The 25,661-nt window shown below is 49.1% G+C and carries 27 protein-coding genes and 1 other RNA gene; 5 read left to right on the plus strand and 23 right to left on the minus strand.

Annotated elements, in window-relative coordinates; genetic code table 11:
* The first annotated feature begins 50 nt into the window (after positions 1-50).
* The 5 genes from Q0612_RS00935 to Q0612_RS00955 all read left to right on the plus strand — a co-directional run bounded on the left by Q0612_RS00935 (position 51) and on the right by Q0612_RS00955 (position 3,925).
* Positions 51-785: a LytTR family transcriptional regulator DNA-binding domain-containing protein gene (locus Q0612_RS00935; RefSeq protein WP_298879572.1), complete on the plus strand. Its 735-nt coding sequence runs from the start codon at positions 51-53 to the stop codon at positions 783-785.
* Positions 782-1,279 carry a hypothetical protein gene (locus Q0612_RS00940; protein WP_298879574.1) on the plus strand — a complete coding sequence of 166 codons (498 nt, stop codon included), beginning with the start codon at positions 782-784 and terminating at the stop codon, positions 1,277-1,279. Before Q0612_RS00935 ends, Q0612_RS00940 begins: the two co-directional genes overlap by 4 nt.
* Before the next feature lie 269 nt (positions 1,280-1,548).
* Positions 1,549-3,165 carry a carbon starvation protein A gene (locus tag Q0612_RS00945; protein WP_298879576.1) on the plus strand — a complete coding sequence of 539 codons (1,617 nt, stop codon included), beginning with the start codon at positions 1,549-1,551 and terminating at the stop codon, positions 3,163-3,165.
* A gap of 133 nt (positions 3,166-3,298) precedes the next feature.
* Entirely contained in the window at positions 3,299-3,544 is a 246-nt protein-coding gene (locus Q0612_RS00950; protein ID WP_210684405.1) for a type II toxin-antitoxin system HicA family toxin, read from the plus strand.
* Positions 3,545-3,550: 6 nt separating this feature from the next.
* The gene (locus Q0612_RS00955; protein ID WP_293721980.1) at positions 3,551-3,925 is read left to right on the plus strand and encodes a type II toxin-antitoxin system HicB family antitoxin; all 375 of its coding nucleotides are present in this window, start codon (positions 3,551-3,553) and stop codon (positions 3,923-3,925) included.
* Positions 3,926-3,975: 50 nt separating this feature from the next.
* On the opposite strand, the gene Q0612_RS00960 is transcribed toward Q0612_RS00955, so the two are convergent.
* The 23 genes from Q0612_RS00960 to Q0612_RS01070 form a co-directional block, all read right to left on the minus strand.
* Complete coding sequence (locus tag Q0612_RS00960; RefSeq protein WP_298879581.1) at positions 3,976-4,173, minus strand: hypothetical protein; 198 nt, start codon at positions 4,171-4,173, stop codon at positions 3,976-3,978.
* A 239-nt stretch (positions 4,174-4,412) separates the two neighbouring features.
* On the minus strand, positions 4,413-5,183 hold the full coding sequence (codY, locus tag Q0612_RS00965; RefSeq protein WP_021720820.1) for a GTP-sensing pleiotropic transcriptional regulator CodY: 771 nt from the start codon (positions 5,181-5,183) through the stop codon (positions 4,413-4,415).
* A gap of 21 nt (positions 5,184-5,204) precedes the next feature.
* Complete coding sequence (gene xerC / locus Q0612_RS00970; RefSeq protein ID WP_298879583.1) at positions 5,205-6,116, minus strand: tyrosine recombinase XerC; 912 nt, start codon at positions 6,114-6,116, stop codon at positions 5,205-5,207.
* Positions 6,117-6,405: 289 nt separating this feature from the next.
* Positions 6,406-7,035, minus strand: coding sequence for a precorrin-8X methylmutase (locus Q0612_RS00975; RefSeq protein ID WP_210684400.1), 630 nt, complete (start codon positions 7,033-7,035; stop codon positions 6,406-6,408).
* Positions 7,036-7,079: 44 nt separating this feature from the next.
* Complete coding sequence (locus Q0612_RS00980) at positions 7,080-7,610, minus strand: cob(I)yrinic acid a,c-diamide adenosyltransferase (protein WP_298879584.1); 531 nt, start codon at positions 7,608-7,610, stop codon at positions 7,080-7,082.
* On the minus strand, positions 7,611-9,143 hold the full coding sequence (locus Q0612_RS00985; RefSeq protein ID WP_298879585.1) for a cobyric acid synthase: 1,533 nt from the start codon (positions 9,141-9,143) through the stop codon (positions 7,611-7,613).
* Between the two features lies 1 nt (position 9,144).
* On the minus strand, positions 9,145-10,272 hold the full coding sequence (locus tag Q0612_RS00990; RefSeq protein WP_298879587.1) for a hypothetical protein: 1,128 nt from the start codon (positions 10,270-10,272) through the stop codon (positions 9,145-9,147).
* Positions 10,257-11,339 carry a histidinol-phosphate transaminase gene (locus tag Q0612_RS00995; RefSeq protein ID WP_298879589.1) on the minus strand — a complete coding sequence of 361 codons (1,083 nt, stop codon included), beginning with the start codon at positions 11,337-11,339 and terminating at the stop codon, positions 10,257-10,259. The genes Q0612_RS00990 and Q0612_RS00995 overlap by 16 nt, the downstream gene beginning before the upstream one ends.
* A 12-nt stretch (positions 11,340-11,351) precedes the next feature.
* On the minus strand, positions 11,352-12,320 hold the full coding sequence (gene cbiB, locus Q0612_RS01000; protein ID WP_298879591.1) for an adenosylcobinamide-phosphate synthase CbiB: 969 nt from the start codon (positions 12,318-12,320) through the stop codon (positions 11,352-11,354).
* A 36-nt stretch (positions 12,321-12,356) separates the two neighbouring features.
* On the minus strand, positions 12,357-13,718 hold the full coding sequence (locus tag Q0612_RS01005; RefSeq protein WP_298879593.1) for a cobyrinate a,c-diamide synthase: 1,362 nt from the start codon (positions 13,716-13,718) through the stop codon (positions 12,357-12,359).
* A gap of 1 nt (position 13,719) precedes the next feature.
* Positions 13,720-14,943 carry a precorrin-6y C5,15-methyltransferase (decarboxylating) subunit CbiE gene (cbiE, locus tag Q0612_RS01010; RefSeq protein WP_298879596.1) on the minus strand — a complete coding sequence of 408 codons (1,224 nt, stop codon included), beginning with the start codon at positions 14,941-14,943 and terminating at the stop codon, positions 13,720-13,722.
* 27 nt (positions 14,944-14,970) lie between these two features.
* On the minus strand, positions 14,971-15,735 hold the full coding sequence (gene cobK, locus Q0612_RS01015) for a precorrin-6A reductase (protein ID WP_298879598.1): 765 nt from the start codon (positions 15,733-15,735) through the stop codon (positions 14,971-14,973).
* Positions 15,732-16,463, minus strand: a complete 732-nt coding sequence (cobJ, locus tag Q0612_RS01020; protein ID WP_009144629.1) for a precorrin-3B C(17)-methyltransferase — start codon at positions 16,461-16,463, stop codon at positions 15,732-15,734. Before cobJ ends, cobK begins: the two co-directional genes overlap by 4 nt.
* Positions 16,464-16,475: 12 nt before the next feature.
* Entirely contained in the window at positions 16,476-17,543 is a 1,068-nt protein-coding gene (locus Q0612_RS01025; RefSeq protein WP_298879603.1) for a cobalt-precorrin 5A hydrolase, read from the minus strand.
* A gap of 3 nt (positions 17,544-17,546) precedes the next feature.
* Entirely contained in the window at positions 17,547-18,332 is a 786-nt protein-coding gene (cobM, locus tag Q0612_RS01030) for a precorrin-4 C(11)-methyltransferase (RefSeq protein ID WP_021720832.1), read from the minus strand.
* Entirely contained in the window at positions 18,332-19,033 is a 702-nt protein-coding gene (cobI, locus tag Q0612_RS01035; protein ID WP_009144632.1) for a precorrin-2 C(20)-methyltransferase, read from the minus strand. The genes cobM and cobI overlap by 1 nt, the downstream gene beginning before the upstream one ends.
* 4 nt (positions 19,034-19,037) lie before the next feature.
* Positions 19,038-20,174: a cobalt-precorrin-5B (C(1))-methyltransferase CbiD gene (gene cbiD / locus Q0612_RS01040; protein ID WP_021720834.1), complete on the minus strand. Its 1,137-nt coding sequence runs from the start codon at positions 20,172-20,174 to the stop codon at positions 19,038-19,040.
* A 358-nt stretch (positions 20,175-20,532) separates the two neighbouring features.
* Positions 20,533-21,165 (minus strand): NlpC/P60 family protein, encoded by a 633-nt coding sequence (locus tag Q0612_RS01045; protein ID WP_210684390.1) that lies wholly within the window; start codon positions 21,163-21,165, stop codon positions 20,533-20,535.
* 125 nt (positions 21,166-21,290) lie between these two features.
* Entirely contained in the window at positions 21,291-22,250 is a 960-nt protein-coding gene (locus tag Q0612_RS01050) for a glycosyltransferase family 2 protein (RefSeq protein ID WP_298879613.1), read from the minus strand.
* An 88-nt stretch (positions 22,251-22,338) separates the two neighbouring features.
* Positions 22,339-22,691: RNase P RNA component class A (rnpB, locus tag Q0612_RS01055), an RNA gene on the minus strand.
* A 176-nt stretch (positions 22,692-22,867) separates the two neighbouring features.
* Entirely contained in the window at positions 22,868-24,388 is a 1,521-nt protein-coding gene (locus tag Q0612_RS01060) for a YifB family Mg chelatase-like AAA ATPase (RefSeq protein WP_298879616.1), read from the minus strand.
* 19 nt (positions 24,389-24,407) lie between these two features.
* Positions 24,408-24,779 (minus strand): YraN family protein, encoded by a 372-nt coding sequence (locus Q0612_RS01065; RefSeq protein WP_298879619.1) that lies wholly within the window; start codon positions 24,777-24,779, stop codon positions 24,408-24,410.
* Positions 24,757-25,587, minus strand: a complete 831-nt coding sequence (locus Q0612_RS01070) for a ribonuclease HII (protein WP_298879621.1) — start codon at positions 25,585-25,587, stop codon at positions 24,757-24,759. Before Q0612_RS01070 ends, Q0612_RS01065 begins: the two co-directional genes overlap by 23 nt.
* Positions 25,588-25,661: the final 74 nt, after the last annotated feature.

Below are 25,661 nucleotides of genomic sequence, written 5' to 3' on the forward strand. Positions count from 1 at the left end.
GTTATAATTAGAACAAAAAAATCAGCCAATGCTAAAAATGGAGGAACAACATGACAGATTGGAACAAGTGGCTTGAAAAGAGAGAGCTTTGTGCGGATAACATTCTCTATGTCTATCGACGTGACCGCAAAACCATCATCCATCGGGAGGATGGCGAAGAATTTGCGCTGTTTGCTCCCGTATATGCACTTTTAGCGCTCTTCCCGGAGGATGCCTTTCTGAGCATCAACAAGGGAATCGCCGTGAACAAAGCCAGAATCGTAAATATCAGCAGTGAAGGCGTCTATACCATATCTGACGGGCAAACCTTTCAGGGACGCAAACGCAACCTGAGCGCCCACCGCCAGCTGCGCAAGCAAATGGGTATCAACGCTCTGCCGGATGCACAACCTGCGGCAGCATCCATAAGCTTTCTGGAAAAATGCACCCTGCTTGATGAAATGCCTCTGGCATATTGCATCATTGAGCTTGTTTTTGATGCCAATGGCCATGGTGTAGACTTTGTCTTCCGTTACTGCAATAAGGAAATGGCTCACATCGAGGGAGTTTCTATTGAAGAAATGCTAAACCGTTCTTTCTATGAGGTTTTTCGCAATGGTGACAAAAAATGGCTGGTAACCTACGCTGATGTGGCCCTTAATGGAAGCAAGCATCTTATACACGATTATAGTCCGGAGATAGGCAAACAGCTCGACATTTACTGCTATCAGCCGGAGCAGGGATTTTGCGCCTGTGTTCTGCAGGTCGCTGATAATATTAATAATGAAGGAAGTACCCAACAATGAACAGTCAAGAATATTTACAGCAACTGGAGCAACGTCTTGCTCACTATTATGATAAGAAGCCATTACCGAAAGCGCCGGCGTTTGTCCTTGCAGCAGAGCTTAACGCCGCGGATGAAGGCTATTTCATCGTGCCTTCTTTAAAGACCTACAGCGTGCAGCACAACGAATATCTTTATGCAGCACGCTTCGACAAGCAGCTCACTGCCGAAATGGCTGCGCCCTATCTGCAGTTCACCAAGGATGCTATGGCAGCACTCAAAACTACTACCGAGCACATGAGCAGTATCTATGCCCTCGTGCTTATCTGTGAAGAAGGCATTAAGGAAAAGGTCTTGGCAGACCTGCAGAAGCTCAAGCAGCACAAGGACTACTGCTTTACGCTGAAAGGCTGGTCAGACCTCGCTTTATACCTCGTAGACATCCCTGCGCAGAGGCTTTATTGCAACAAAGCAGGCGTTAAAGAAAAGGCTATTTTCGAGTTCCCAAAAGGTTGACATCTGTCAATTTATACGAAACAATTTATTCCTCCGAGGAAACACTTAAAATCTTTCGGCTGTTAAGCATTTGCACATTTTGTACAAATCTTAACAGCTTTTTCGCTTTTTTAAGTTAATAAATAATTCTGTGACAATTCGTTGACAATAAGCCTAATTGTGGTATACTATTTCTATGTTGCACATAAGATATAGAGTGCACTAGTAGCTATCATTTTCTAAATTATTTATTTTGCAATGATGCAAAAGGGAAAGAAAGGATGTTATTTATGAGTGGTTTATTGTTGCTTGTAGGCTCAATGGTTATCTTCTTTGTTGCCTACGTAACCTATGGTTCCTGGCTGTGTAAAAAGTGGGGTGTTGACCCTACCCGTAAAACTCCGGCTGAGAGATTGTGCGATAACGTCGACTATATGCCGACCAAGCCCGCTGTATTGATGGGACATCACTTCTCCTCCATCGCCGGCGCCGGTCCTATCGTTGGTCCTATCACCGCTGCTGTATTCGGTTGGGTTCCTGTAATGCTGTGGATTTTAATCGGCAGTATCTTCTTCGGCGGCGTGCATGACTTCGGTGCTCTGTACTCCTCCATCCGTTTTGACGGCAAAACTATCGGTCAGATTATCGATGCAACTCTGGGCAAGAGCGGTAAGTTCCTCTTCTCCATTTTCGCATATGTAACTCTGCTGGTTGTTATCGCTGCTTTCGCTAACATCGTAGCCGCTACCTTCGTAGCAAGCCCGCAGGCTGCAACCGCTTCCCTGCTGTTCATCGTGCTGGCTGTTATCTTCGGCTTCTCCGTATATCGCTGTGGCCTGAGCCTCGGCGTAGGCACCGTTATCGGTGTTATCATGCTGGTTGTTGCCATCGCTATCGGCAACATGTATCCGCTGCACCTGTCCAAAAACGTTTGGGTTTGCATCCTGATGGTTTATATCTTCGTTGCTTCCATCGCTCCTGTTTGGATTCTGCTGCAACCTCGTGACTATCTGAACTCCTTCCTGCTGTATGCCTGCATCGCATTCGCTCTGGTTGGTATTGCAATTTATCAGCCTTCCATGCAGCTGCCGGCATTCACCACCTTTGATCCTTCCGGCAAAGGCACTAACCCGATGTTCCCGATGCTGTTCGTAACCGTTGCCTGCGGTGCCATCAGTGGCTTCCACTCCCTGGTATCCTCCGGTACTACCTCCAAACAGCTCGATAGCGAAGGCAATGCTAAGCTCATCGGCTACGGCTCCATGTTGCTTGAAGGCGTTCTGGCTGTAGTTGCAGTTGTTGCTGTAGGCTATGTTGGCGGCGACAAGCTGACCGAGCTGCTGAAAAACGGTGGTCCTGTAAACGTATTCGCTGACGGCGTTGGTACCTTCATGACCAAGCTCGGCTTCTCCTTCGGCGTAGCTAAAGGCTTCGTTGCTCTAACCATCTCCGCTTTCGCTATGACTACTCTGGATACTGCAACCCGTCTGGGCCGCTTCATTTTCCAGGAGCTGTTCACTAAGGTTGATCCGAAAACCGGCGAAGCTCAAGGCAATGTTCTCACCAACCCGTTTGTTGCTACTCTGATTACCGTTGTACTGTCCGGTTATATGTCTCTTGGCTCCTACCTCACCATCTGGCCGATCTTCGGTGCTGCTAACCAGCTGTTGGCTGCCCTCTCCCTGTTGGCTGTTGGTGTATGGCTGAAGAGCGTTGGCCGTGACAATCTGATGGTTCTCATCCCGATGGCATTTATGTTCTGTGTAACTTTGGTTGCACTGGCACAAATCATCTTCGCTAACATGGCAGCTCATATCATTACCGCTGCATTGGGTTCTGTACTCTTCATCCTGGCAATTGCACTGTTCCTGGAAGCAAGAAAGTATCTCTTCGGTGGTGCAAAATAACCAAATATGCTCTAAGCATTAAACACTGAACGTGTTCAATGGCTGTTACGAATTTCGTAATGAAGTACGTAACAGCCATTTTTTTGTTGATATTTTATACTATATATAGTATCATAAAGAAAGAAGGTATATTATGACATCCCTCGAGAAAAAACTCCGCGCTCTGGCCAACGGCAAGGATTTGCCTTGGGACCAGACCAAAGCTCTTTTAGAAAAGTTGGGAGCTGAAGTTAAACCGCCTACTGGTGGTGGCAGTCATTTTAAAATTCGTTATTCAGACCGGCAATCTTTGAGCATCCCAGTCCATAATGGGAAAATTAAAAAAGTCTATGCTCGTATTATTGCAAATTTAATTGATGATATTCAGAAAGGAGAGTGATTTAACATGAAAAAAGATTTAAATTACTACTTATCTTTAAATTATGCTTCTGAAATCAGCGTTATTCCCGAAGATGAAGGCGGCGGCTATCTCGCCTGCATCCCCCTGCTCCCCGGTTGTATGACTGATGGTGAAACAGTCGAAGAAGCTTATACAAATCTGCAGGATGCTAAACGTGAATGGATTATTGATATGCTCGACCGCGGTTTGCCCATCAATGAGCCAAATATGAAGCACCATTTTAGCGGCAGGTTCGTAGTGCGTGTACCCAAAACACTGCACCGCCTGCTGGCAGAAGAATCCGAGCGTGAGGGCATCAGCCTGAACCAGTTCGTCAACAACTCGCTGGCCTTTGTTGTTGCCCAAAAGCTTGCACACTAAAAAACGGCTCCCCGATACGATTTAACGTATCGGGGAGCTTTGTTGTTATATTACGCACTCAGTTTTGAGGCCAGTTCACGCACCTCTGCTTCTGAAAGTTTAGAAAGACGGACTGTTCTTTCAATACTTTCACCTTCGCTCAAAAACTCTTTAGCCAATTCAACGTTACGTGCCTGTGCTTTTTCAGTTGCCTCTTTTGCCACTGCTTCAGCCTTTTTTGCAGCATATTCTTCAATTACGTCAGTCATTTTTGCTTCGCCCTCCTTGCTGTATTTCAAAAACTCCATGCGCTCGGCAAATTCATGGTAATGCAGATTCTTTGGCTCTGTGCAATATAAATCCTGCATCAGTTTACCAAGCGCTGTATTCTGACATTCTTCACTTTAATTTTATCATCTCCCAGGATAATGCGCAAGAAAGCCTGCCAGCTGCAACAACAGTTACAACAGACAGGCTTTGTTATTTATATGTAAGCTTTACAAAAGTCTTAGGATCTCTTCTTCAGTTCTTCAAACAGCATAGGATTCAGCACGCGGATGTAGGTACCCTTCATGCCCAGGGATTTGGTCTCAATCAGGCCGGCACTTTCAAATTTACGCAGTGCATTAACGATAACGGAACGGGTAATGCCAACGCGGTCAGCAATCTTGGAAGCAACCAGCAGGCCCTCGTTACCATGCAATTCTCCCATAATGTTGACAATAGCTTCCAGCTCGGAATAGGACAAGGTGGAGAAAGCAACCTGTACGGTAGCCTTCTTGCGGATTTCTTCGGAAACAACTGCTTCGCGGTCATGCAGGATTTCTACGCCCAAAACAGTAGCAGCATATTCTGCCAGCAGCAGGTCGTCATCATTAAACTCTGCATCATATTTAGCAACAATTAAGGTACCAAGACGTTCACCATTGCCATAAATAGGTACAACGGTAGTCATCTTGCCATTGAAAATACATTTTGTATCAGCAACAAAGGAACAGTTTTGGTTCTGATGAGGAATATTAGCTAATGTTTCCTTAACGCTCATGATGAAGCTCAGATAGTCTTCCGGAAAGCGCATATCATCAAGCACCTGCTCACGCATGATGTCGCATTCAAACTCGTGAATCAGCGCGTAACCCTTTACGCCGCCCTTACGGCCTACGATGTAGGTGTTTGCTTCGATAACGTCACGCAGCAGTTGTGCAATAGCGTTAAACTCAACCTTATCTCCCTTTTGTAAAAGCTTGTTAATCTTTCTTGTCTTTTCCAACAATTTCATACTTTTCCCTCCTAAAAAAAATTATGCCCTCGGATGATTCTTCTTGTAAACATTAGTCACATGTTCATTTGAAACGTGCGTATAAATTTGTGTTGTTGATAAATTCGCATGGCCTAAAAGCTCCTGTACTGCTCGCAAGTCAGCACCATGCTCCAAAAGATGCGTCGCGAAGGAATGGCGTATCGTATGCGGACTGACATTTTTATGCAGCGCCAGCATATTAATATATTTCTCTAAAATACGTCTTACACTACGGTCCGTAAGCCTGCCGCCGCGGTTGTTGACAAAAATGAACTCATGCTCCTCATGATACTTGAGCATCAGCTGCTGTCGTACGGGATAATAGCTGCTTAGTGCTGCGCAGCAGGTATGTCCCACCGGCACAACTCTTTCCTTATTACCCTTGCCCAGCAAAAGCACAAAGCGATTGCTGAGGTCTACCCTTTCCAGGGTAAGGCCTACAAGCTCAGATACACGGCAGCCGGTTGCATAAAGCATCTCCAGCACCGCCTGATCACGAACGCCTAATACTTTGCTTTTATCAGGCATTATCAGCAGCTCGTTGACTTCAATTTCGTCTAAAAAAACTGGCAGCTTCTTTTCCAGCTTAGGCGTGCGCACCTTGGTCAGCGGACTATATTCAATAACCGCTTCACGCACAAGATATTTGAAGAAGGATCGTAAAGCAGATATTCTGCGTGCAATTGTCCTGCGCGCATACTGCTTTTCGTTAAGCTCTGCGAGATACCCACGCACATCTAAAGGACCTACCTGTTGCCAGAAAAAATCCTGCTTAGCCTTGCGGCGCAACATAAACTCGGCAAAAGCAGCTAAATCCTTCTGATAGCTTTCAATAGTATGCCAGGAACAATTTTTTTCAACCTCCAGATAGGTTAAGAACCTTTCAGGAAAGTTAATATTAGTTCTACTCATCTTCTTAAAATACCTTTACTTATTTTATCACACAAAACCGCAAGAATCAAGACAATATTGTTATTCTTTCTAATTTTCTAACAGCTTTACAACCCTTGAAAAAAACAGTGCCAAAGAAAGCACTGTTTCATCCTTGAACCAGCAGTCATATGTTACGAAAACTATCGTATACCATAAAAACTGATTTGTCAAGTTATTATAAATTATTTTGCTATTTTGTCAAAATTAACGCCATAATTGTAGCTTAATATACAATTATGGCGTATGAATTATAATTCTTAATAAGAATTTATTTGCGAGTCAGCTTATAGATGAGCGCATTGCAGATAGCTGCAGCAACGTTGCTGCCACCCTTGCGACCGCGGGCAACGATATAAGGAATGCCGGTCTTCATGATGATTTCCTTGGATTCCACAACATTTACAAAGCCAACGGGTACGCCGATAACCAGCTCCGGTTTAATCTTGCCTTCTTTTACCAGCTCGTCCAGACGAACCAGTGCAGTCGGTGCATTGCCTACGGCAATAATTACCGGACCTTCGATGGTGCAGGCCTTTTCCATGCAGGCAGCGGCTCTGGTGGAGCCTGCTTCCTTAGCGCGTGCTGCCACGTCAGGATCTGCCATGAAGCAGACAGCCTTAGCGCCCAGCTTGCCCAGGCCCATTTTGTTGATGCCGGTGCAGGCCATATTGGTATCGGTAACGATGGTAGCACCCTTTTGCAGTGCAGCCAGCGCCTTCTCTACTACGCCGTCGGAGAACAGCATATTGCGGGCATAATCAAAATCTGCGGAGGTATGAATAACTCGCTTAACGATATCAATCTTTTCGGGGTCGATACGAATCTGGCCCAGCTCCTCTCCGATAATTTCCATACTACGTTTTTCAATGTCAGCGGGTAAAACATTTTGTAAATGCATTATTTTACACTACCTTTCTTAACATATGCTGCAAGGCCGAAGCCTTATTTTTCAATGCCTACACGTGCCGGAATACCTCTTTTGAAGGGGTGCTTGCGCATGCAGACCTCAGATACATAATCAGCCAGCTCCACCAGCTCAGGCGCCGGATTACGGCCTGTCATAACAACCTCCAGCTCCTGCGGCTTGTTCTTCAGAAACTCTACTAAAGCACCTTGGTCAAAAACTCCGGTATTGCAGGCACCGATGATTTCGTCGAAAATCAGCAGATCGATATGCTCGTTGGCGCATTTTTGCTTAACCTTATCGAAAAGCACCATATGCTCGCGCTTAACCTCTGCCTTTTCCTCATCGTTCATCTGGAAGGTAAATTTCTTAGTTTCCTTGCCGCGCATTACCTCAATATTGGGCAGCAGTGCCAGGCTTGCAAGCTCGCCTGTCGGTCTGCTTTTGAGGAACTGAACAATCAGCACATGGTTGCCATGGCCTGCGCAGCGGATTGAAAGACCCATAGCAGCAGTGGTTTTTCCCTTGCCATCGCCACAGTAAATATGAATCAGCCCACCATCTTTCATTCAGACACCTGCTTCCAAAATCTCATAAATTTTCTTCATATCCAGGTTTTCACGGATGCTGTCGGCAAGAATATCGTATTGCTGACGTTTGTATTCCGCAAAGTTGATGGTTTGAATATCCTCCATCTTTTTACCCTTCTTGGCCAGCAGCGCTTCCACAATCTTCACGGCAATGCCATCGCCGTCAAAGACGCCGTGTACATAGGTACCGTAAACATTGAGCTTGCCCTCGGTGTTCTGAGAGCCCTCGGCCATAATTTCACCGTTTTCGTGAATTGGGCTGATAGAGGTCAGTGCCTTCTCCTCAGGGAATTCGGTTACGCCGGAGTGAATTTCATAGCCATAAAGCGGCAGACCGCTCAATGCGGAGAAGATGCCCTGTACCTTGCCGAATTTGCCGGCCATCTGGATGGTACGTTTCTTTTCAATAAAGGTTGTTTCGATATCCAGCAGGCCCATGCCGGGAGTAACGTTAGCCTTGCCTGTGCCGTCCTCTTCGCCGTACGGGTCGGAAATCTGCTTGCCCAGCATCTGATAACCGCCGCAGACACCGAACACTACGGTACCGCTGTTAGCATGCTTCAAAATAGCAGCCTCCATCCCGCTCTGGCGCAGCCATTTCAGGTCGCCGGTGGTATTTTTGGTGCCGGGGATAATAATCATATCCGGCTGGCCCAACTCGCGTACACTGGTTACATAGCGTAGGGATACGCCGGGAATCAGCTCGAATACGTTGAAGTCTGTATAGTTGGACATACGCGGAATGCGTACAACCGCAATATCAATCAGCTTAACCTCGCTGCGGCCGCTTATACGCTCGGAGAGGCTGTCCTCGTCCTCGATATCAACCTTCAGCATCGGCAGCACGCCTACGATAGGTACGCCTGTTTTTTCTTCGATCATCTTCAGGCCGGGGCGCAGGATTTCTACGTCACCGCGGAACTTGTTGATGATAACACCCTTAACCATGGCTCTTTCGTCGTCCTCCAGCAGCATCAGCGTGCCGTAGATGGAAGCGAAAACGCCGCCACGGTCAATATCTGCTACCAGCAGCACAGGAGCCTTGGCCATTTTAGCCATGCCCATGTTGACAAAATCGTCCTTTTTGATGTTAATTTCCGCCGGGCTGCCTGCACCCTCGATGCAGACGATATCGAATTTGGAAGCCAGCGTATCAAACGCCTTCTGCACCTCCGGACGCAGAGTATGCTTCATTGCATAATATTCGCCGGCCTTCATGGTACCGATTGCCTCACCGTTGACAATAACCTGGGAACCGCTGTCGCTGGTAGGCTTCAGCAGAATAGGATTCATCAGTACGCTGGGTTCAATGTTGGCTGCTTCAGCCTGCACAACCTGCGCACGTCCCATTTCCGCACCCTCGGCGGTGATAAAGGAATTCAGCGCCATGTTCTGGGATTTGAACGGCGCTACCTTGTAGCCGTCCTGATTGAATACACGGCATAAACCTGCTGTTACCAGGCTCTTGCCTGCATTTGACATGGTACCTACTATCATAAGTGCTTTTGCCACTTTAATCACTCTCTTTCATCAAAAAGTCCAGTATGTCACGGTAGCTTTGCAGCCGGATACTGTGACCTGTGGTATTAAGATAGCCTGCAATCACAGGCGTGCAGCCGTCACCGTGCTTACCTGTTACCGAACTGGTAACGTGGTCGCCGCAGATGACGAGCTTCAGTGGTTCATGATACTTTGCTGCTATGGTCTGTAAAAACTGGGTATCTATTCTGCTGATAAAATCAGCCTTGCCTTGATAATCATAACGATGCGAAGCCTCGTCACTGCCGTTAAAATGTGCAATAACGAAATCATCCTGCTGCAGCATAGCAAGCGTTGCTTCAGCCTTCGCCATAATGTCAGTATCAACATCGCCGGTTGCATTCGGCGGTGTTATTACATCCATGCCCAAGGCTCTGGCGATGCCGATGACAATCTCTGCCTTGCACACCGCCCCACCGCGCAGTCCGTGCAGACTGTCGAAGGAAGGGAGCACCTGGCGGGCTGAAGGTCCCCAGGGATACAGAATATATTGCAGGCCATCACGGGCAAAGGGCTGCAGCCGTTTTGCCGACTCCTGCAAAAAATAGTTAATGGACAAGGACTTACTGCGCAGCTCCTGCAGCAAAGCGCTTACATCCCCGCCTACACTTTCGTGCGGCGGCTCTACAGCGCAGTTCAGCACGCCGGCCTCCTTGTTCATCACTAAAAGATTACGATATTCGGATAGATGGATAAACTCTATATCTTTAAGGATACCGTCACACTGCTTGGCAGCCTGCTGCATCTCCAGCGGCGTCAGTCCCTGCCCGTTGAAGGCAGCAAGACGGCCGTCAGCATCAACAGCAGCCAGATTACAGCGCAGCACCATTTCATATTCAGAAATATCACGGTTGTGCGCCAACAGCTCCAGATAAGCACGGTTGTGCGGTATATCCTTTTTATCTACACCCAGAAGCCGCAGAATACAGCTGCAGCTTTCGGGAATGATGTCATTTTCACATATGCTGAGGCTCCCAAGTGTCCCGGAAGCAGCCAGCGCATCCATCGCAGGATGCACCGCATGCTCAAAGGGAGTCTGTCCCTGCCATGCAGGGATCGGGGAATCACCTAAGCCATCAATTAATACTAGTAAAGAGCGCATGTTTTCATTGCTTCCTTAAGTGCTTTGATTAGACCGCGGTTCTGCACTCTCGTTTTGACCGCGATACGGTAATAGCCTGCCTGCAGATTGTGATAGTTGGCGCATGAACGTATCAGATAGCCGCGCTCATGCAGCAGCTCCGGAAGATTTTCCGGCTGCGGCAGATAAAAGAAAATATAGTTGGCCTCCGAGCCGTATACCTTGGCCCCCAAAGCCGTAAGCTGGCTACGCAGATAGCTGCGTTCCTGCTCAATCAGCTTAAAGGATTTAGCCAGATATTCGTGCTCCTTTAAAGCAGCCTTGCCTGCCTCCTGCGCCAGAATGGAAACGTTCCAGTCCTGACCGCTCTGATGCAGTGCTGTGTTCATCTCACTGCTGCCGCTGAGGCAGTAGCCTAAGCGAATGCCGGGCATCGCAAAGGTTTTCGTGAAGGCCTTAAGGATAACCAGCTCAGGATAGGTCGCCAACAGATCACGCATGCTGAAGGCCTTTTCCTCACTGACAAAATCCATAAAGCATTCATCTATCAAAAGATGGGCTCCTACCAGACGGCATTTGTCGAGAATCTGCACCAGCAGCTCACGGCTCGTCAGCTGGCCGGTAGGATTATTGGGATTACAGATAACAACTAAATCTGTTTCAGGCGTAATCGCATCGACAATATCATTGTCAGCAGCAAAATCACGCGCCTCCTGCAGATTATAATAGCTTATTTTGCAGTCTACCGTACGCAGAGCCTTTTCGTAATCAGCAAAGGTCGGTGCCAGGAGCAGTGCACGTCCGGGCTTCAAGGCCAGCGCCAGACGGAACAGCACATCGGCCGCACCGTTACCGAAGAAAATATACTCCTGCGGCAGCTGCAGATAGCTTGCGGTCACCTCTGCCAGCTCGCGGCAGAAGGGATCAGGATAGTTGATACAAAGCTTTAAAGCCTGTTGAACGGCCTGCTTTATACCAAGCGGCAGGCCAAGAGGATTGATATTGGCGGAATAATCTACGAAGGGGCGACCATCCTTGGTCAGCTTTTCCGTATAGATATCTCCACCGTGTTCGTATTTATACATCATCTTCTACCTGCTTCATTTCAAAATAAGACTGTTCACCAAAAAGATCAAGGAAAACAGCAACAGGCTGAGAACAGCCGTCATATACAGTAAATCGTTGGTGGTAACTATATCCTCGGGGCACACCGGGCGGATGTCATCGCCGATGGTTTCCTTGTGGACAAGCTTACCGAAATAAAAATGATCGCCGCCGAGCTGGATGTTCAAGGCACCGGCCGTAACTGATTCCGTCATTGCGGAATTAGGACTGAGATGATGATAGCGGTCGCGCCAGAATGTCTTCCACGCTCTCTTGGCATCAAGATTAAGGAAATAAGATGCCACAATCATTACCAGACCGGTAATACGCGCGGGAATCAGATTGGCCAAATCATCCAGCCTGGCAGCACAGCGTCCAAAATAAAGATACGTGTCATTTTTATAACCGACCATGGAATCCATAGTATTGATGCCTTTATACAAAAAGGCCAGAGGAGCGCCGCCGATAAACATATAGAACATCGGAGCGATGATGCCGTCGGCAGTATTTTCCGCAACGGTTTCTACTGCACCCTTAGTCACCTCTGCAGCATCAAGTTCTTTTGTATCACGCCCAACGATCCATGAGAGCTTCAGTCTTGCATCCACAAGATCGTTATCCTTCAGGGCAGTGTATACCTTCATGCTTTCGTCACGCAGACATTTTGTAGCAAAAATCTGGTAGCACATAACGGTTTCCAGAGCAAAACGCAGCCAGGGGTTAACCTGTTCCGCCAACGTCAGCACAGCAAACGGCACGGCAAAGGTAAGAACCAGAACGATTATTACCATCAAGGCACCGCCGAGCAGTAATGCTGTCTCGCCGGGAGCAAGCATACGCCGCAGTTTTTTATCCAGAAATCCTATTAAATTGCCAATTAAGCAGATTGGATGCGGCAACCAATGCGGGTCACCGAAAATCAAATCTAAAATAAAACCTGCTACAATTGCGCCTAAGGTCATCATCTAAGCAAACTCCCCTTTTCAGCAGTCTGTCGACTGCTATTTAGCAGCATGCGCTGCACATTGTTTGATAAAGCTGCGGGCAAATTCAGGATTGCCCCACAGGTGGATGTGCGGATAACCGGCATAAAGCGTCGGTGTTGTATTCGCGCATTCCCAGCTGCCGCGGCCGGAAGCCTTGGCAGCTATAAAGCTTGCACCGTTGTTGGTGCTGTCAGAGTAATGGAACTCATGTCCGTTGATTGTACCGCCGGCAGGACACAGCAGATTATCCTGCTGCGCCGTCAGGTGCACATATCCGAAGCGCGTCAGCTTTTTGGTCATGGACGATTCGCCCTTCAATGCACCAACCCATCTGTACAGCTTATCGCCGTCACGATAATGCTCCAGCAGATACATGAAGCCGCCGCATTCTGCAAAACAAGGCATACCGCCGTCGATGGCAGTTTTCAGCTCCTGCAGCAGCGTTTTGTTGTCTGCTAATTGCTGTGCGTAAAGCTCAGGATAGCCTCCACCCAATACAAGGCCGCTGATGTTCTCCGGGAGATGTGCATCAGCTATTGGGCTGAAGGGTACGAGCTCTGCACCAAGCTCAGCTAAGAGGTCAAGTGCGTCCTGATAGTAGAAACAGAAGGCTTTGTCCATAGCAACTGCCACACGCATACGTCCGACGGGTTCAAGGCTTACCTCGTCATATGTAAGCGGTGCGGCCTGGGCCGCTACCTGCAGCAGGCCGTCTAAATCAACTGATTTGACTGCCTGAGCTGCCAGCTTGGCAACTATCTGCTGCAAATCTCCTATTTCCTCGGCTGTAACCAGTCCTAAATGACGGCTTTCAAAGTTACAGTCCTGCATCACCGGGAAGTAGCCTAAAAGCTTCACACCGGTTTCGCGTTCAATTACATCCTTATAGAAAAGATAGCTCATCGGATTAACATTGTTTAAGATAGCGCCGACGATGTGGCTGTCACTGCGGAATTCCTTAAAGCCCTTGATGGTCGCAGCAATGGATAAGGCGGCTCCCTTGCCGTTGACAACCAATACTACCGGAACATCGCAGGTGCAGGCCAGGTCATAAGCACTGGCTTCCGTGGTTTTACCCATGCCGTCGTAAAAGCCCATCGCTCCTTCAAAGACAGCTACATCCGCATGGCGTGCATTTTTTGCTACCAGATAACGCGTTGTAGCCTGCCCCAGCATGAACAGATCCAGATTGCGGGATTTTGCTCCGATAACACGGGAATGAAACATCGGGTCAATATAATCAGGTCCTGATTTGAAGGCTGCCACAGACAGCCCTTTTTCCATCAGCGCCTTCAGCAGGCCGCAGACGATAGTTGTCTTGCCGCTGCCGCTACCGGGAGCACTGATCATAAAACGTGGAACTTTTACTTCAGCCATGTTAATCTTCCTTCTTCAATGCAGTCATTACATATACAGGGTTTTGTGCCATCATCAGGTTGTAGCTGCCCAGATGCTTGCTGCGCGCTACAAACACATTGACGATTTCCAGACTGTAAGCGAGATGCTCCTTGTAATAAGCAGCAACCTCTGCCAGAGTTTCTACCGTAATGGCATTGATTACAACACGGCAGTCACTGTTCTTGGCATAAATTACGTCCAGCATTTCACACAAATCGCCGCCGCTGCCGCCTACGAAAACACAATTGGGAGCAGGCATAGCTTTGATGTTCTCCAAAGCCTCACCGGCAATAACCTCCAGATTGTCAACGCCAAATAAGGCCTTGTTCTTTCCGAGGAGCTCAACGGCAACAGGGTTGCGCTCAAAGGCCCAAACCTTGCCTTGGCTGGCAAGCAATGCCAGCTCAATAGAGCAGGAGCCTGTACCGGCACCGATGTCATAAATCAAATCCGTAGCCTTCGGCTGCAGCTTGGACATAGATACGCTGCGTACCTCCTGTTTGGTCATAGGCACCTTGCTGCGCTGGAACAGGTCATCGGCAAGGCCGTGTACGGTAGAGGTAAAGCTTTGCGCAGCCTCGTTCAAAATCATCATTACGGACAAGGACGGGAAATCCAAGGCACTAATTTCTTCCGCTGTACCGCTGGTGATTTTTTCTTCGGGATACGAAAGGTTTTCACCGACATAGACCTGAACCTGACCAAGACCATGCTCGCACAGCTGCGCGCACAGCTTTTGCGGAGAATTTTCTCCGCCGGTCAAGGAAAATACTTTTTTGTTACGGGCAACTGCCGCTACCAGGTTTTGTGTGCGTCCGTGCATGCTGACGATTTTGGCGTCATCCCAGGACAACTGCAGCTTAGAGGAAAAATACACCAGGCTGCTGATGCCACAGTAGCGGACACATTCACAATCCGGCAGCTTACCGCTGATGGTTTTGGCGAGGCTGAAAAAGCCTACATCACCTGAAACCAGCACCGCCAGCACATCCTTATCAGGCTGTGCCTGCGCTGCAATCTCAGCAATAGCAGCAGTTTTGATTGTATCATATACAGTTTTGCTGCTGTCTGCAAAAGCAGCCAGCATGCGTTTGTCGCCAATCAGGATATTACTTGAGGCAATAGCCTGACGTGCTTCGCCGGTCAGCAAATCGGGGTTACCAGGGCCGATACCGACGATGTTTACGCGCAATTTTTGCGACATAGGAAGCAAGCCTCCTTTTTATTTATATCAATTACCGACAGCAAAATGCTGCTTAAGGTAATCAACAATCTCACTATAGCCGGCACCGGTTTCTTCCTGTGCACGACCAATGACTATCAGCTTGGCGCCGGCAGCTGCCGCTGCCTCCACCTTTTCATCAAAGCCACCGGCAGCACCGGAATCCTTGGTCACCATGAACTTGCTGCCATACTTTTTCAGCATAGCAACATTCAGCTCCTTGCTGAACGGTCCCTGCATACAGATAATATGCGCAGGCTTGTAACCAAGCTTCAAGGCAATCTGCAGGCTGCTTTCCAAGGGCAGGATACGCAGAACTATACGCTCGGCGTAATCATGCACAGCGGTAAAGTCCGGCAGATTCTTGCTTCCGGTAGTCAGGAAGATGCCGCCGTCCAGATGATTCAGAAGCTCAACTGCTTCCGCAAAATCGTGAACGGTAATGTAATCGCCGCCCTCGCCCGACGGACGCACCAGGCGCAGATATTCAACCTGCTCGGTGCTGCAGGCCTCCTGCACCGTTGCGGTAACAACGGTAGCATATGGATGCGTAGCGTCGATAACGCAGGCAGGGCGATGCTCCTGAATAAAGGCACGCATAGCTGCAAGGTCCATACGCTCTGCCATGACGGTCATTCCAGGCTGCGGCTCAATCAAGGACGCACCGTAATCCGTAGCAACAGAAACATACAGCTCCACCGGCAGCTTAGCCAGCTCCTTAATCAGGCGGCGTCCCTCACTGGTACCGCCAATAAGCCAGATTACCGGTTTCATGCCAGCTTGTAACCACGCGGGGTTACCATACGGCCATTGATTACTTCGGTCTGGGTGTTGCCGATAATAACAGTAGAGAACATATCTACCTGTTTATCGCGCAGCTCTGCCAGAGTAGTCAGTTCAAAGTCCTGACCATCGCGGCCGATGTTGCGTACAATGCCTGCAGGAATGGTACCAGGCTGATTTTTCAGCATAATATCGCAAGCCTTTTGCAGGTAATCATGACGCTTGTGGCTGGAGGGGTTGTACAGGCAGATGCAGAAATCGCCTTTGGAAGCGCAGTCAAGACGCTTCTCGATTTTTTCCCACGGAGTCAGCAGGTCGCTGAGGGAAATCAGGCAGAAGTCGCTGATTAAAGGTGCGCCCAATACAGCAGCGCCGGAGCATGCTGCGGTAATGCCGGGAACAACCTCGATTTCAATTTCAGGGTGGTCCTTGGCAACCTGGCACATAATGCCGGCCATGCCGTAAACGCCTGCGTCGCCGCTGGAAATCATAGCAACGGTTTTGCCCTTCAGAGCTTCATCCAAAGCCAGCTTGCAGCGGTCAACCTCTTTACGCATGCCGTTGGAGAGGAATTCCTTCTCCTTGAAATCTTCCTTAATCAGGTTAACGTATACATTGTAGCCTGCAATAACATCGCAGGACTTCAGTGCGTCGTAGGCTCTTTTGGTCATTTGCTCTACGCCGCCTGGGCCAAGGCCCACAACAAATAATTTACCCATTATCTTGTCTCCTTAATCAGTCTTTAAGCCTGTTCTGGCAAAATCCAGGACCAGGTTTTCGGCTGCAACAGCCAGAGTTACACCATTCAGACTTGTCTTGCGCAGCAGCAGCCTGCCACCCTTGCTGTCTTTTACAGCACTGCGCTCGCATACGTTGCTTACACCAACTACGCTCTGCACAAAGGACGAAGGCGTGAAATCGCCTGCTACGCTATTTAATTCATCAGCTGAATAGAAATTAGCAGCAAAGTTATATTTTTTGGCAAAGGCCAGTAAACCCTGCTCGTCTTTTTTCAAATCTACGCTTGCGATTGCCACAACGGAACGCTTGTCCAGCTGCAGCTTTTCCAGCTCCGGCAGTACCAGAGCTTCAATATTTTCCAGAGGCGTATTGCGGCGGCAGCCGATTCCCAGATGCACAATCTCGGGAAGCAGGCGCACCGTAGTAGCAAACGGCTGCAAATGCTTTTGCAGTGTAACAGCCATGCCGACAGGCAAGCTACAGTCCTCTGTCACAAGCTTGGGCAGCGGACCTGTAAGCCGAAATTCCTTGTCATAATACAGGCCTACCTTTTCATCCCCCACCAGTGCTGCAGCAAAATCCTTGGCTGCTGCCAAAGAGCACAAAACCATGCGGTTGCGGGCCGCCCATTCATCAACAGCAAAAAGGCCGTTGACATCTGTCGCTGTGGTCACGCAGGCAGTTGCGCCCAGCGCTGCCGCCAGGCAGCGCGAAAGCTCATTGGCTCCGCCGATGTGACCTGCCAGCAGCGGGATAACAAAGCTGCCGCGTTCATCTACCGAAATAACAGCAGGGTCCGTCAGCTTGCTTTTGATAAAGGGCGCGATAGTACGCACCGCAATACCGACAGCGCCGACGTACACCAACGCCTGACATTTGTTGAAAACATCTGCGCAGGCACCGTTATGGTCCGGCAGCATCGGGGCAATACCCGTCTGCTCCGCATACTTTGCTACAGTCTGCAGCTCCGTTTCATAACCAATGCTGTGCAGATATTCGGCAACCCTTTTGCTCAGCTCCGCGCCACGCGCTGAAAAGGAAAATATAGCCGCGCGCATAGCTTATTTAACCTCGGGCTTAACGTCCAGTTTAGTCGGGTCTGCTTCACGGAAGCCGTGAGCGAAGGTCGGGTTGTACAGCTCGCTGCGGTCATAAGCGTTGCCCAAGAAGCCGCCAACGGTAATCAGCGCAGTTTTGTTGATGCCGTATTTAGCAGCGTTTTCTGCCAGGGTACCAACGGTGCAGCGGATAACCTTTTCATCCGGCCAGGTTGCTTTGTAAACAATAGCAGCCGGAGTATCGTTTCTGTAACCGCCTCTTACGAGCTCGGTCTGCAGTTTTTCCAGCATACCGCTGCTCAGGAAGATAACCATGGTTGCCTTGTGAGCAGCATAGTCAGCAATCTTCTGATGGCTCGGAACCGGAGTACGGCCTTCCATACGGGTGATAATAACAGATTGGCTTACGTTCGGCAGAGTGTATTCAGCCTTCAGGCAAGCAGCAGCAGCGCAGAAGGAGCTTACGCCGGGAACAATCTCGTAGTCAAGGTTGTAGCTGCGCAGCAGGTCAATCTGCTCGCGATGTGCACCGTAAACGCTGGGGTCGCCGGTGTGCAGGCGTACAACCAATTGGCCAGCCTGAGCGGCGGGAACCATAGCAGCGATAACCTCTTCCAAGGTCATGGTTGCACTGTTCATAATAGTACATTCCGGTTTGCAGTATTTCAGCAGTTCCGGGTTAACAAGGGAGCCTGCGTAAATAACCAGGTCAGCCTTTTCCAAAAGCTCTTTACCTTTTACAGTAATTAAGTCAGCTGCACCAGGACCAGCACCAATAAAATAGATCATTATTCATCAAACTCCTTTTCTTTAACCAATATTACAGAGAAATAGCTGCTCTTAGGATCTACTTCTTCAAGGTTACGATAGATTTTTTCGCCCGGCAGGCCGCATCTTTCAACCATACCGGAATTTTTAATGAGCTTACGCTCGCGCAGCTCGTCAACTACACGGCCGATTTCGCTTGCAGATTTCATCAGCACCTTGTTGCCGGGGCCATCAAGGAACGCTGCGGACTGCTTGTAGCTGCCTGGCAGAACAATCAGCGGTTCCGCTCTTTCGCACAGGGAAGTGTTCAGCTTAGCAGCAACAGCGCAGATAGAGGTTACGCCTGCAACCAGCTCTGCATCATAGCCATCCTTCAATACCAGCTTATGAACGTAAATGCAGGTTGCATATACGGTAGGACAGCCAAGAGTGATGAATACAACGTTTTTGCCTTCATCAAGCAGCTTTTCAATAGCATCGGCACCCTCGCGGTGTGCCTTGTCCATTGCTGCCATGTCCTTAGTCATAGGCATATAAACAATAAGCTGGGGTTTTGCATCAAGATCTACTACGTGATTAACGATTTCCTTAGCCGTCATTACGTCGGTATCTCCCTTAGGCAATGCAACAACGTCACATTCCTTCAACAGGCGTACAGCCTTCAGGGTCATTAATTCCGGGTCTCCAGGACCGATACCAACACTATAAAGTTTGCCTCTCATTCTCTCATACTCCTTTTTGCTTATGTAGCTGAATTAATTCGTCTGCGTACTTGGTCTTGCCCAGAATGCCATAGACATTGGAAAACATCAAAGCAGCCGTTTTTATTTTGCCATGCACTCTATGCTGCATGTAAAAATCAATTTTTTCCGTAACCTTATCCATGACAGGCTCAAAGATTTGCTCCCGCTTCAGGACCTTGGTCACCTCATCGGTAGTCAGGCAGCCGTAAATCTCACGTCCGACATCAACCGAAGCACCATGGAACATTGCCTCCAGAGCAAACAGCTCCGTGCGGCAGTCCGCATATTTGGAATGTGTATTCATTACGCCCTGCGCCACCTTCACCAGCTTACCGGAATGACCGATAAGCAGCAGTGTTTCAAAGCCGCAGTAAACAGCGTAATCCAAAAGCTCACCCACAAAGTTACTGCAGGTAACATGACCGTCAAGGTCAAGCTTCATTTCATCGCGGGTAAAGTCCTCGCCGTAGTTGCCGAAGAAGACCAGCAGATTTTTATTACCGCGTGCCTTCTGTGCTCTGATTTCCACATACATCGTTTCAATCAGCGCCTTTTCACTCATCGGCTCTACAATGCCGCTTGTTCCTAAAACGGACAGGCCGCCGATAATACCGAGACGGGGGTTGAAGGTTTTCTTGGCAATTTCGACACCTGCAGGAATAGAAATCGTCAGCTTCATGCCACCATTATAGCCTGCAGCCTCCATCGCCTTGCCAACCTCTTGCGTAATCATTCTGCGCGGTGTAGGGTTAATCGCCGGTCCGCCGACAGCACACGCAAGGCCGGGCTTAGTCACCCTGCCGACGCCCACGCCGCCTTCCAGCTCAATACCGCTGCCGTCAGTCCTTTCGGCCCTGGCATAAACCAGTACACCGTTAGTATCATCAGGATCATCGCCGGAATCCTTGCGGATAGCACAGCTGACGTAATCAGGAGTCATCTCAACGTCTAAGGGCTCCAGGTCAAGCACAATTCCCTTGGGAGTGTCAATGCGCACAGTCTCAACACGCTCGCCCGTCAGCAGCATCGTAGCTGCTGCCTTGGACGCAGCCGTTGCACAGCTGCCGGTAGTATAACCACAACGCAAAACCTTTCCTTGCGAAAACTGATATTCTTCCAAAGCGCAGCTCCTTCACAATCAAATTTCCCATATAATAGGGATTATCAATAATAAAAAAAGACTTCTGCCGAATCCGACAAAAGTCATAAAGACAGAATTAACTAACGCTAATTATTCCTTGCAATTAGTAAACCCAACTGCCTCCATCACCCGTGGATTCAGAATAAAGCATGGGCTGACTGCTGACTTAGACACAAGGCCTTCACAGCGGCGGGACCGTCAGGAGTTAACCATCTTGTCAATTAAGAATGAATCACCCACACCAATAACCTGTTTCATTATATCATAAATAAATAAAATTTCCAATACTTTACCTAATAAAAAAGCAGATAAGCCGAAGCCTATCTGCTTGAACTTCTTAAAGAACGCGGCAAGCGCCGTAATAACGTGCGCCCCAATAGCCAGTGAATGCGGAAGAAACCGTTACGCCGGTGCTGGTGCCTGCATGAATGAAGTTGCCGTCGCCAACATAAATACCAACATGAGAAGCACCCGGTTCATATGTGGTAAAGAAAATCAAATCGCCGGGACGAAGCTGGCTCATGGAAATCTGACGGCCGGAGTAGAACTGGCTGTCAGCCATACGCGGCAGATATACACCTGCTCTTGCGAATGCATACTGCGTAAAGCCGGAGCAGTCGAAGCCATAAGGAGTTGTACCGCCAAATACATATGGAGTACCGATGACGCTGTAGGCAGAACGCAGTACATTACGTACAACGGAATTACTACGGTTAGGAGGCATCTCCCTGTTCATCAGCGCTCTATAGGTAGCTGAACCAACAATACCATCAACCTCTAATCCTTTATCAGCCTGGAAGTTTTTAACAGCTCTTTCAGTTTCAGGACCGAAATCACCATCTATATTATTAATAGAATAACTTAATTCTACCAATCTCTTTTGAATTGCCACTACTTCCTGTCCATCGTCTCCGCGTTGGAAGGAAGCCAAAGCTGTTACGGCACAGCTAAGACTAAATAAAACTGTCATACAGAAAACTAATACTTTGCGTTTGACCACTGGCACCTACATCCTTTCTTCTTTCTTAAGACATACCTATTATACCACAAAATATCGTTTCTGTAAAATCTTAATTTGTTATAATATTAATGCGCTTATTTAGCTTTATTTTCGTTTATTTTGTTACAGTTCTGCAGATGGCGAGCCACTAAATATAGTGGTCTATGCTTGATTTCTTCAAAGATACGCCCTATATATTCACCCAGGATACCTATCCCTACAAGCTGAATTCCTCCAAGAAACAATACACTGACAGTAGTAGTTGCCCACCCCGGAACGGCATCGTTGGTCACAAATTTCACATAAAAAACATGGCCTAAAAGCAGAATACTGCACATGCCAAAAACAATACCTACGTAAAAAGCCCAACGCAGCGGCAGGTTGGAAAAGGCCGTAATACCGTCCAGCGCAAAGTGCAGCATTTTGTTCAGATTAAACTTGGAATGACCGGCAAAGCGCGGCGGTGCCACAAATTCCAGCACAGCAACATGAAAGCCCAGCGTATTTACCAGTCCACGGATAAAGCGTGCACGCTCACGGTAAAGCTTGAAGGCATCAACCGCAATCCTGTCCATCAGGCGGAAGTCACTGCCACCAGGAGTAATTTCTACATTAGATAATGTGTTTATGAGCTTATAGTAGGCTGCAGATGTCAAATTTTTAAAGAAGCCTGCATCCTCTGTAGCCATACGCTTGGTCTGCACAATCTCGTTGCCTGCTTCCCAAAGGCGCAAAAGCTCGGGAATAAGCTCAGGCGGATGCTGCAAATCACCGTCCATGGTAATCGCGGCATCACCGTCGGCGTGGTCAAGGCCGCAGGTAATTGCCATCTGGTGGCCGTAGTTGCGGCTCAAAAGGTAAGCCTCTACGTGCTCGTCCTGCGCAGCCAGCTCTGCCAGAATCAGTGCGCTGCTGTCACGCGAGCCATCATCAACAAAGATAATATTATAATCGTAGTCCTCCTGTTTCATTACAGCAGAAGCACGCTTGTGAAATTCGTGCAGGTTATCCTCTTCATTGAACACCGGCACTACTAAAGAAATTTTTTTCTTCATTATATTACACCACTTATTCTTCTGTCTAAAAAGATCTGTCAAAATAAAATCAGACAAAAAAGGCTGCCTAAAGGCAGCCGTTTTGCAAGGTATGAGTACTCAATAAGCCGAGTTCTGTTCCGCGAAGCGGTGATGATCATTTATCTAGTCTTACAGTTACCTGCAAGCTCAAGCGACACAACCCGGAAGGCTCAGCGGGCAGCTTCATCCCTCCCCTATTTGGTCTTGCTCCGGATGGGGTTTACCTAGCCAGCCTGTTACCAGACCGCTGGTGCGCTCTTACCGCACCGTTCCACCCTTACCTGCAAATGCAGGCGGTACACATTTCTGTGGCACTATCCCTGAGGTCACCCTCGCCGGACGTTATCCGGCATCCTGCCCTGTGGAGCTCGGACTTTCCTCATCTGGCTTAAAGCCAGCCGCGATCATCTTTCGTACTCAACTGTAGATTTTAGCATATTATTTCCGCTTAGTCAATACCAGCGGCTGCAGTTTTATTGTCGCAGGTATAACTGAAATGAAGCTGAAATGGTTATAGCTTAACAAGCAAAAACGCTCTGCGTACTACCGTCAGTAATACGCAGAGCGCTAAGTTCATTTGCTATGAAGTATATTCCTTACGGACGCACGCTGGTGCGCAGCTGAATAGCCTCCGCCAGATGCACCGCCTCAATGTTCTCCCTGCCCGCAAGGTCGGCAATCGTACGTGCCACCTTCAGGATGCGATCATGGCTGCGGGCACTGAGATTGAGCATATTAAAGTAGCGCTCCATAACATTCTGCGCCGCCGCGTCCAGCTGGCAATATTTGACAACCTCGCTCCGTCCCATCTGTGCATTACAATGAATGCCAACTGCCTCCAAGCGCTCCTGCTGCACTAATCTTGCCTTCACCACGCGTTCGCGGATGGCAGCCGAAGACTCGCCCTTTTCCTTCGTCTTCAGCTCGCTGAATTCCACCCTGCTCAGGTTTATCTGCATATCGATTCTGTCCATCAGGGGACCGGAAATCTTGCGGCGATAGCTGTCAATTTCTGATTGTTTACAGGAACAGCGGTGCACGCTGTCGCCAAGGAACCCACAGGGGCACGGGTTTTGAGCTGCGCACAAAATAAACTTGCTTGGAAAGGTCATCGCCGCCCTGACACGCGAAATGCTCACCTCGCCATCCTCCAACGGCTGACGCAGCATCTCCAGCGTAGCGCGTTCAAATTCCGGCAGCTCGTCCAAAAAGAGTACGCCGTTATGTGCCAAAGTAACCTCACCCGGGCGGGGTGTACTGCCACCGCCCAGAAGCGCGCTGCCGCTGATGCTGTGATGCGGACTGCGGAACGGACGCTCCAGCATGACGCTGTCGGCCTGCGGCAAGAGTCCCACAATGCTGTAAATCTTAGTGACCTCCAGCGCCTCAGCCTCCGTCATCGGCGGCAGAATCGTTACCAAGCGGCGCGCCAGCATCGTCTTGCCACAGCCCGGAGAGCCCACCATCAGAATACTGTGACCACCGGCGGCGGCAATTTCCAAGGCTCTGCGCGCCACGAGCTGTCCTTTGACGTCAGCAAAATCCACATGATAAATCTTATTATTGTTCTGCAGAATATTTTCCTTCGGCAGCGGCGTCAGCGTGTTCTTGCCCTGCAGGTGCTCCACCAGCTCCTTTAAGGTCGCCACGGTATATACCTTGATGCCCTGAACGAGCTTGCCCTCCGCGGCGTTGGCCTGCGGAATAAACACCTCCCGCGCTCCGCACTTCTTGGCGTCCATAATCATGGAAAGCACGCCGGAAACCTTGCGGATTCTTCCGTCCAGCGACAGCTCGCCAATGAAAACCTTGTTCTCCAGCTTATCCGTATCCAGGATTCTGCCGCAGGTCATAAGGCCGACGGCAATCGGCAGATCAAGGCCACTGCCTTCCTTACGCAGGTCGGCAGGCGCCAAATTGACCGTAATACGCGTCATCGGGAAGGGATAATTGGAATTGCGCAGCGCGGCCTTCACGCGCTCCTTAGATTCGCGTACGGCCATCGCCGGCAGGCCTACCAGGTCGAAGTTGGGCATGCCGTTGCTCACGTCCACCTCTACCACAATTTGTACACCATCAATACCACAGGTTGTTTCGCCAAGAATTTGTGCAAACATTATCAACACTCCATTTCTTTTAAAAGCAGTGCGGCCAATGATTGATACTGATAGCCGCAGTGCTTTCAATGATAATTTCTACTACATCAAAGGAAAGCACCGGCGGCTGCTCCAGCAGACCTCTGCATTGGAGATAATATTCAGCGCAACGATGAATTTTTCTTTGCTTTGCCGGTGTCACTGCCTCTATCGGTCTGCCGAACCGGGTAGAAGCACGCGTCTTGACCTCTATGAAGCTTATACAGCCCTTTTTTTCAGCAATAATATCAATCTCACCATAACGGTGACAGCGAAAGTTGCGGGTTAAAATCTTATAACCCATATTTTGCAAATAGCGGCAGGCAAAATCTTCGCCGTATTTCCCAAGACTACTCCTCGACGGGGTACTCATAGTTATCAGCCTGCGGAGCATAGAGGATATTTTCCTCAGCAGCCACCGGCGGCAGCTGCATGCTCTTCACAGGCTCAAAGCTGCGGCGGTGCCAGCGGGTGGCTCCCTGCTCGCTCACAGCCTGCATATGTGCGCTGCTGCCATAGCCCTTGTTATGCGCAAAACCATAGGCAGGATAAACAACGTCCAGACGCTCCATGATGCGGTCACGGGTAACCTTCGCGATAATGGAGGCAGCGGCAATAGAAGCGCTCAGCGCATCACCATGCACCACGGATTCAATCTTCATCCCGGGAACCTTCACCGGCATAGCGTCAATCAGCGCTGCCTGTGGCTTGCAGTGCAGGTTTTCCAGCACCTGCGCCATGCCCTGCTGCGTTGCGACATAGATATTCAGCTCATCAATATTGCTGACGCTGACGATGTTTACCTCGATATCCAGCGCCTTGGCCATAACCTCGTTATAAAGCATATCGCGTTTGGCAGCGGAAAGCTGCTTGGAATCGTTCAGCCCGCTGATAAACACATCCTTGGGCAGAATAACGGCAGCGATAACAAGCGGTCCTGCCAAAGGTCCGCGTCCTGCCTCATCTACGCCGGCAATCAGCTCGCAGCCTTCGTCATATAGCTCGCGTTCCAATTTCAGCATCGCCGTGAAGCGCTCCTTCTCCGCCGCCGCCTTCTCCAGGCGCTTGTTGTATGCTGCCAGCAGCTTCTGTACTCCCTTGCGCTCGTCTGCTGCCAGCATCGCCAGCTGCTCCGCAGTCGGCTCGCCTGTCAGCAGCTCCTTGATTTCTGCAATATTCATATTCTGTATCCCCCTTAACATTTATTTCTGCATAAAGAAAAACCGCCTTACGGCGGTTTTTATGGCACGACAAA

This window comes from uncultured Phascolarctobacterium sp. (genome assembly GCF_937920985.1).
Taxonomy (GTDB): Bacteria; Bacillota; Negativicutes; order Acidaminococcales; family Acidaminococcaceae; genus Phascolarctobacterium_A.

What these genes read in the sequence shown, in the direction of transcription:
- Q0612_RS00980 (WP_298879584.1), bottom strand. Translation starts at nt 7,610, where the DNA reads ATGAAAGATGGTGGGCTGATTCATATTTACTGTGGCGATGGCAAGGGA.
- cbiB (WP_298879591.1), bottom strand. Translation starts at nt 12,320, where the DNA reads ATGATGACCTTAGGCGCAATTGTAGCAGGTTTTATTTTAGATTTGATT.
- Q0612_RS00945 (WP_298879576.1), top strand. Translation starts at nt 1,549, where the DNA reads ATGAGTGGTTTATTGTTGCTTGTAGGCTCAATGGTTATCTTCTTTGTT.
- Q0612_RS01060 (WP_298879616.1), bottom strand. Translation starts at nt 24,388, where the DNA reads ATGTTTGCACAAATTCTTGGCGAAACAACCTGTGGTATTGATGGTGTA.
- Q0612_RS00955 (WP_293721980.1), top strand. Translation starts at nt 3,551, where the DNA reads ATGAAAAAAGATTTAAATTACTACTTATCTTTAAATTATGCTTCTGAA.
- Q0612_RS00950 (WP_210684405.1), top strand. Translation starts at nt 3,299, where the DNA reads ATGACATCCCTCGAGAAAAAACTCCGCGCTCTGGCCAACGGCAAGGAT.
- Q0612_RS01050 (WP_298879613.1), bottom strand. Translation starts at nt 22,250, where the DNA reads ATGAAGAAAAAAATTTCTTTAGTAGTGCCGGTGTTCAATGAAGAGGAT.
- Q0612_RS00960 (WP_298879581.1), bottom strand. Translation starts at nt 4,173, where the DNA reads ATGACTGACGTAATTGAAGAATATGCTGCAAAAAAGGCTGAAGCAGTG.
- cobI (WP_009144632.1), bottom strand. Translation starts at nt 19,033, where the DNA reads ATGAGAGGCAAACTTTATAGTGTTGGTATCGGTCCTGGAGACCCGGAA.
- cobJ (WP_009144629.1), bottom strand. Translation starts at nt 16,463, where the DNA reads ATGGGTAAATTATTTGTTGTGGGCCTTGGCCCAGGCGGCGTAGAGCAA.
- Q0612_RS01065 (WP_298879619.1), bottom strand. Translation starts at nt 24,779, where the DNA reads ATGAGTACCCCGTCGAGGAGTAGTCTTGGGAAATACGGCGAAGATTTT.
- cobK (WP_298879598.1), bottom strand. Translation starts at nt 15,735, where the DNA reads ATGAAACCGGTAATCTGGCTTATTGGCGGTACCAGTGAGGGACGCCGC.
- Q0612_RS00990 (WP_298879587.1), bottom strand. Translation starts at nt 10,272, where the DNA reads ATGCGCTCTTTACTAGTATTAATTGATGGCTTAGGTGATTCCCCGATC.
- Q0612_RS00935 (WP_298879572.1), top strand. Translation starts at nt 51, where the DNA reads ATGACAGATTGGAACAAGTGGCTTGAAAAGAGAGAGCTTTGTGCGGAT.
- Q0612_RS00995 (WP_298879589.1), bottom strand. Translation starts at nt 11,339, where the DNA reads ATGATGTATAAATACGAACACGGTGGAGATATCTATACGGAAAAGCTG.
- Q0612_RS01005 (WP_298879593.1), bottom strand. Translation starts at nt 13,718, where the DNA reads ATGGCTGAAGTAAAAGTTCCACGTTTTATGATCAGTGCTCCCGGTAGC.
- Q0612_RS00975 (WP_210684400.1), bottom strand. Translation starts at nt 7,035, where the DNA reads ATGCATTTACAAAATGTTTTACCCGCTGACATTGAAAAACGTAGTATG.
- codY (WP_021720820.1), bottom strand. Translation starts at nt 5,183, where the DNA reads ATGAAATTGTTGGAAAAGACAAGAAAGATTAACAAGCTTTTACAAAAG.
- cbiE (WP_298879596.1), bottom strand. Translation starts at nt 14,943, where the DNA reads ATGTCGCAAAAATTGCGCGTAAACATCGTCGGTATCGGCCCTGGTAAC.
- Q0612_RS00940 (WP_298879574.1), top strand. Translation starts at nt 782, where the DNA reads ATGAACAGTCAAGAATATTTACAGCAACTGGAGCAACGTCTTGCTCAC.
- Q0612_RS01070 (WP_298879621.1), bottom strand. Translation starts at nt 25,587, where the DNA reads ATGAATATTGCAGAAATCAAGGAGCTGCTGACAGGCGAGCCGACTGCG.
- Q0612_RS01045 (WP_210684390.1), bottom strand. Translation starts at nt 21,165, where the DNA reads ATGACAGTTTTATTTAGTCTTAGCTGTGCCGTAACAGCTTTGGCTTCC.
- cobM (WP_021720832.1), bottom strand. Translation starts at nt 18,332, where the DNA reads ATGATCTATTTTATTGGTGCTGGTCCTGGTGCAGCTGACTTAATTACT.
- xerC (WP_298879583.1), bottom strand. Translation starts at nt 6,116, where the DNA reads ATGAGTAGAACTAATATTAACTTTCCTGAAAGGTTCTTAACCTATCTG.
- Q0612_RS01025 (WP_298879603.1), bottom strand. Translation starts at nt 17,543, where the DNA reads ATGCGCGCGGCTATATTTTCCTTTTCAGCGCGTGGCGCGGAGCTGAGC.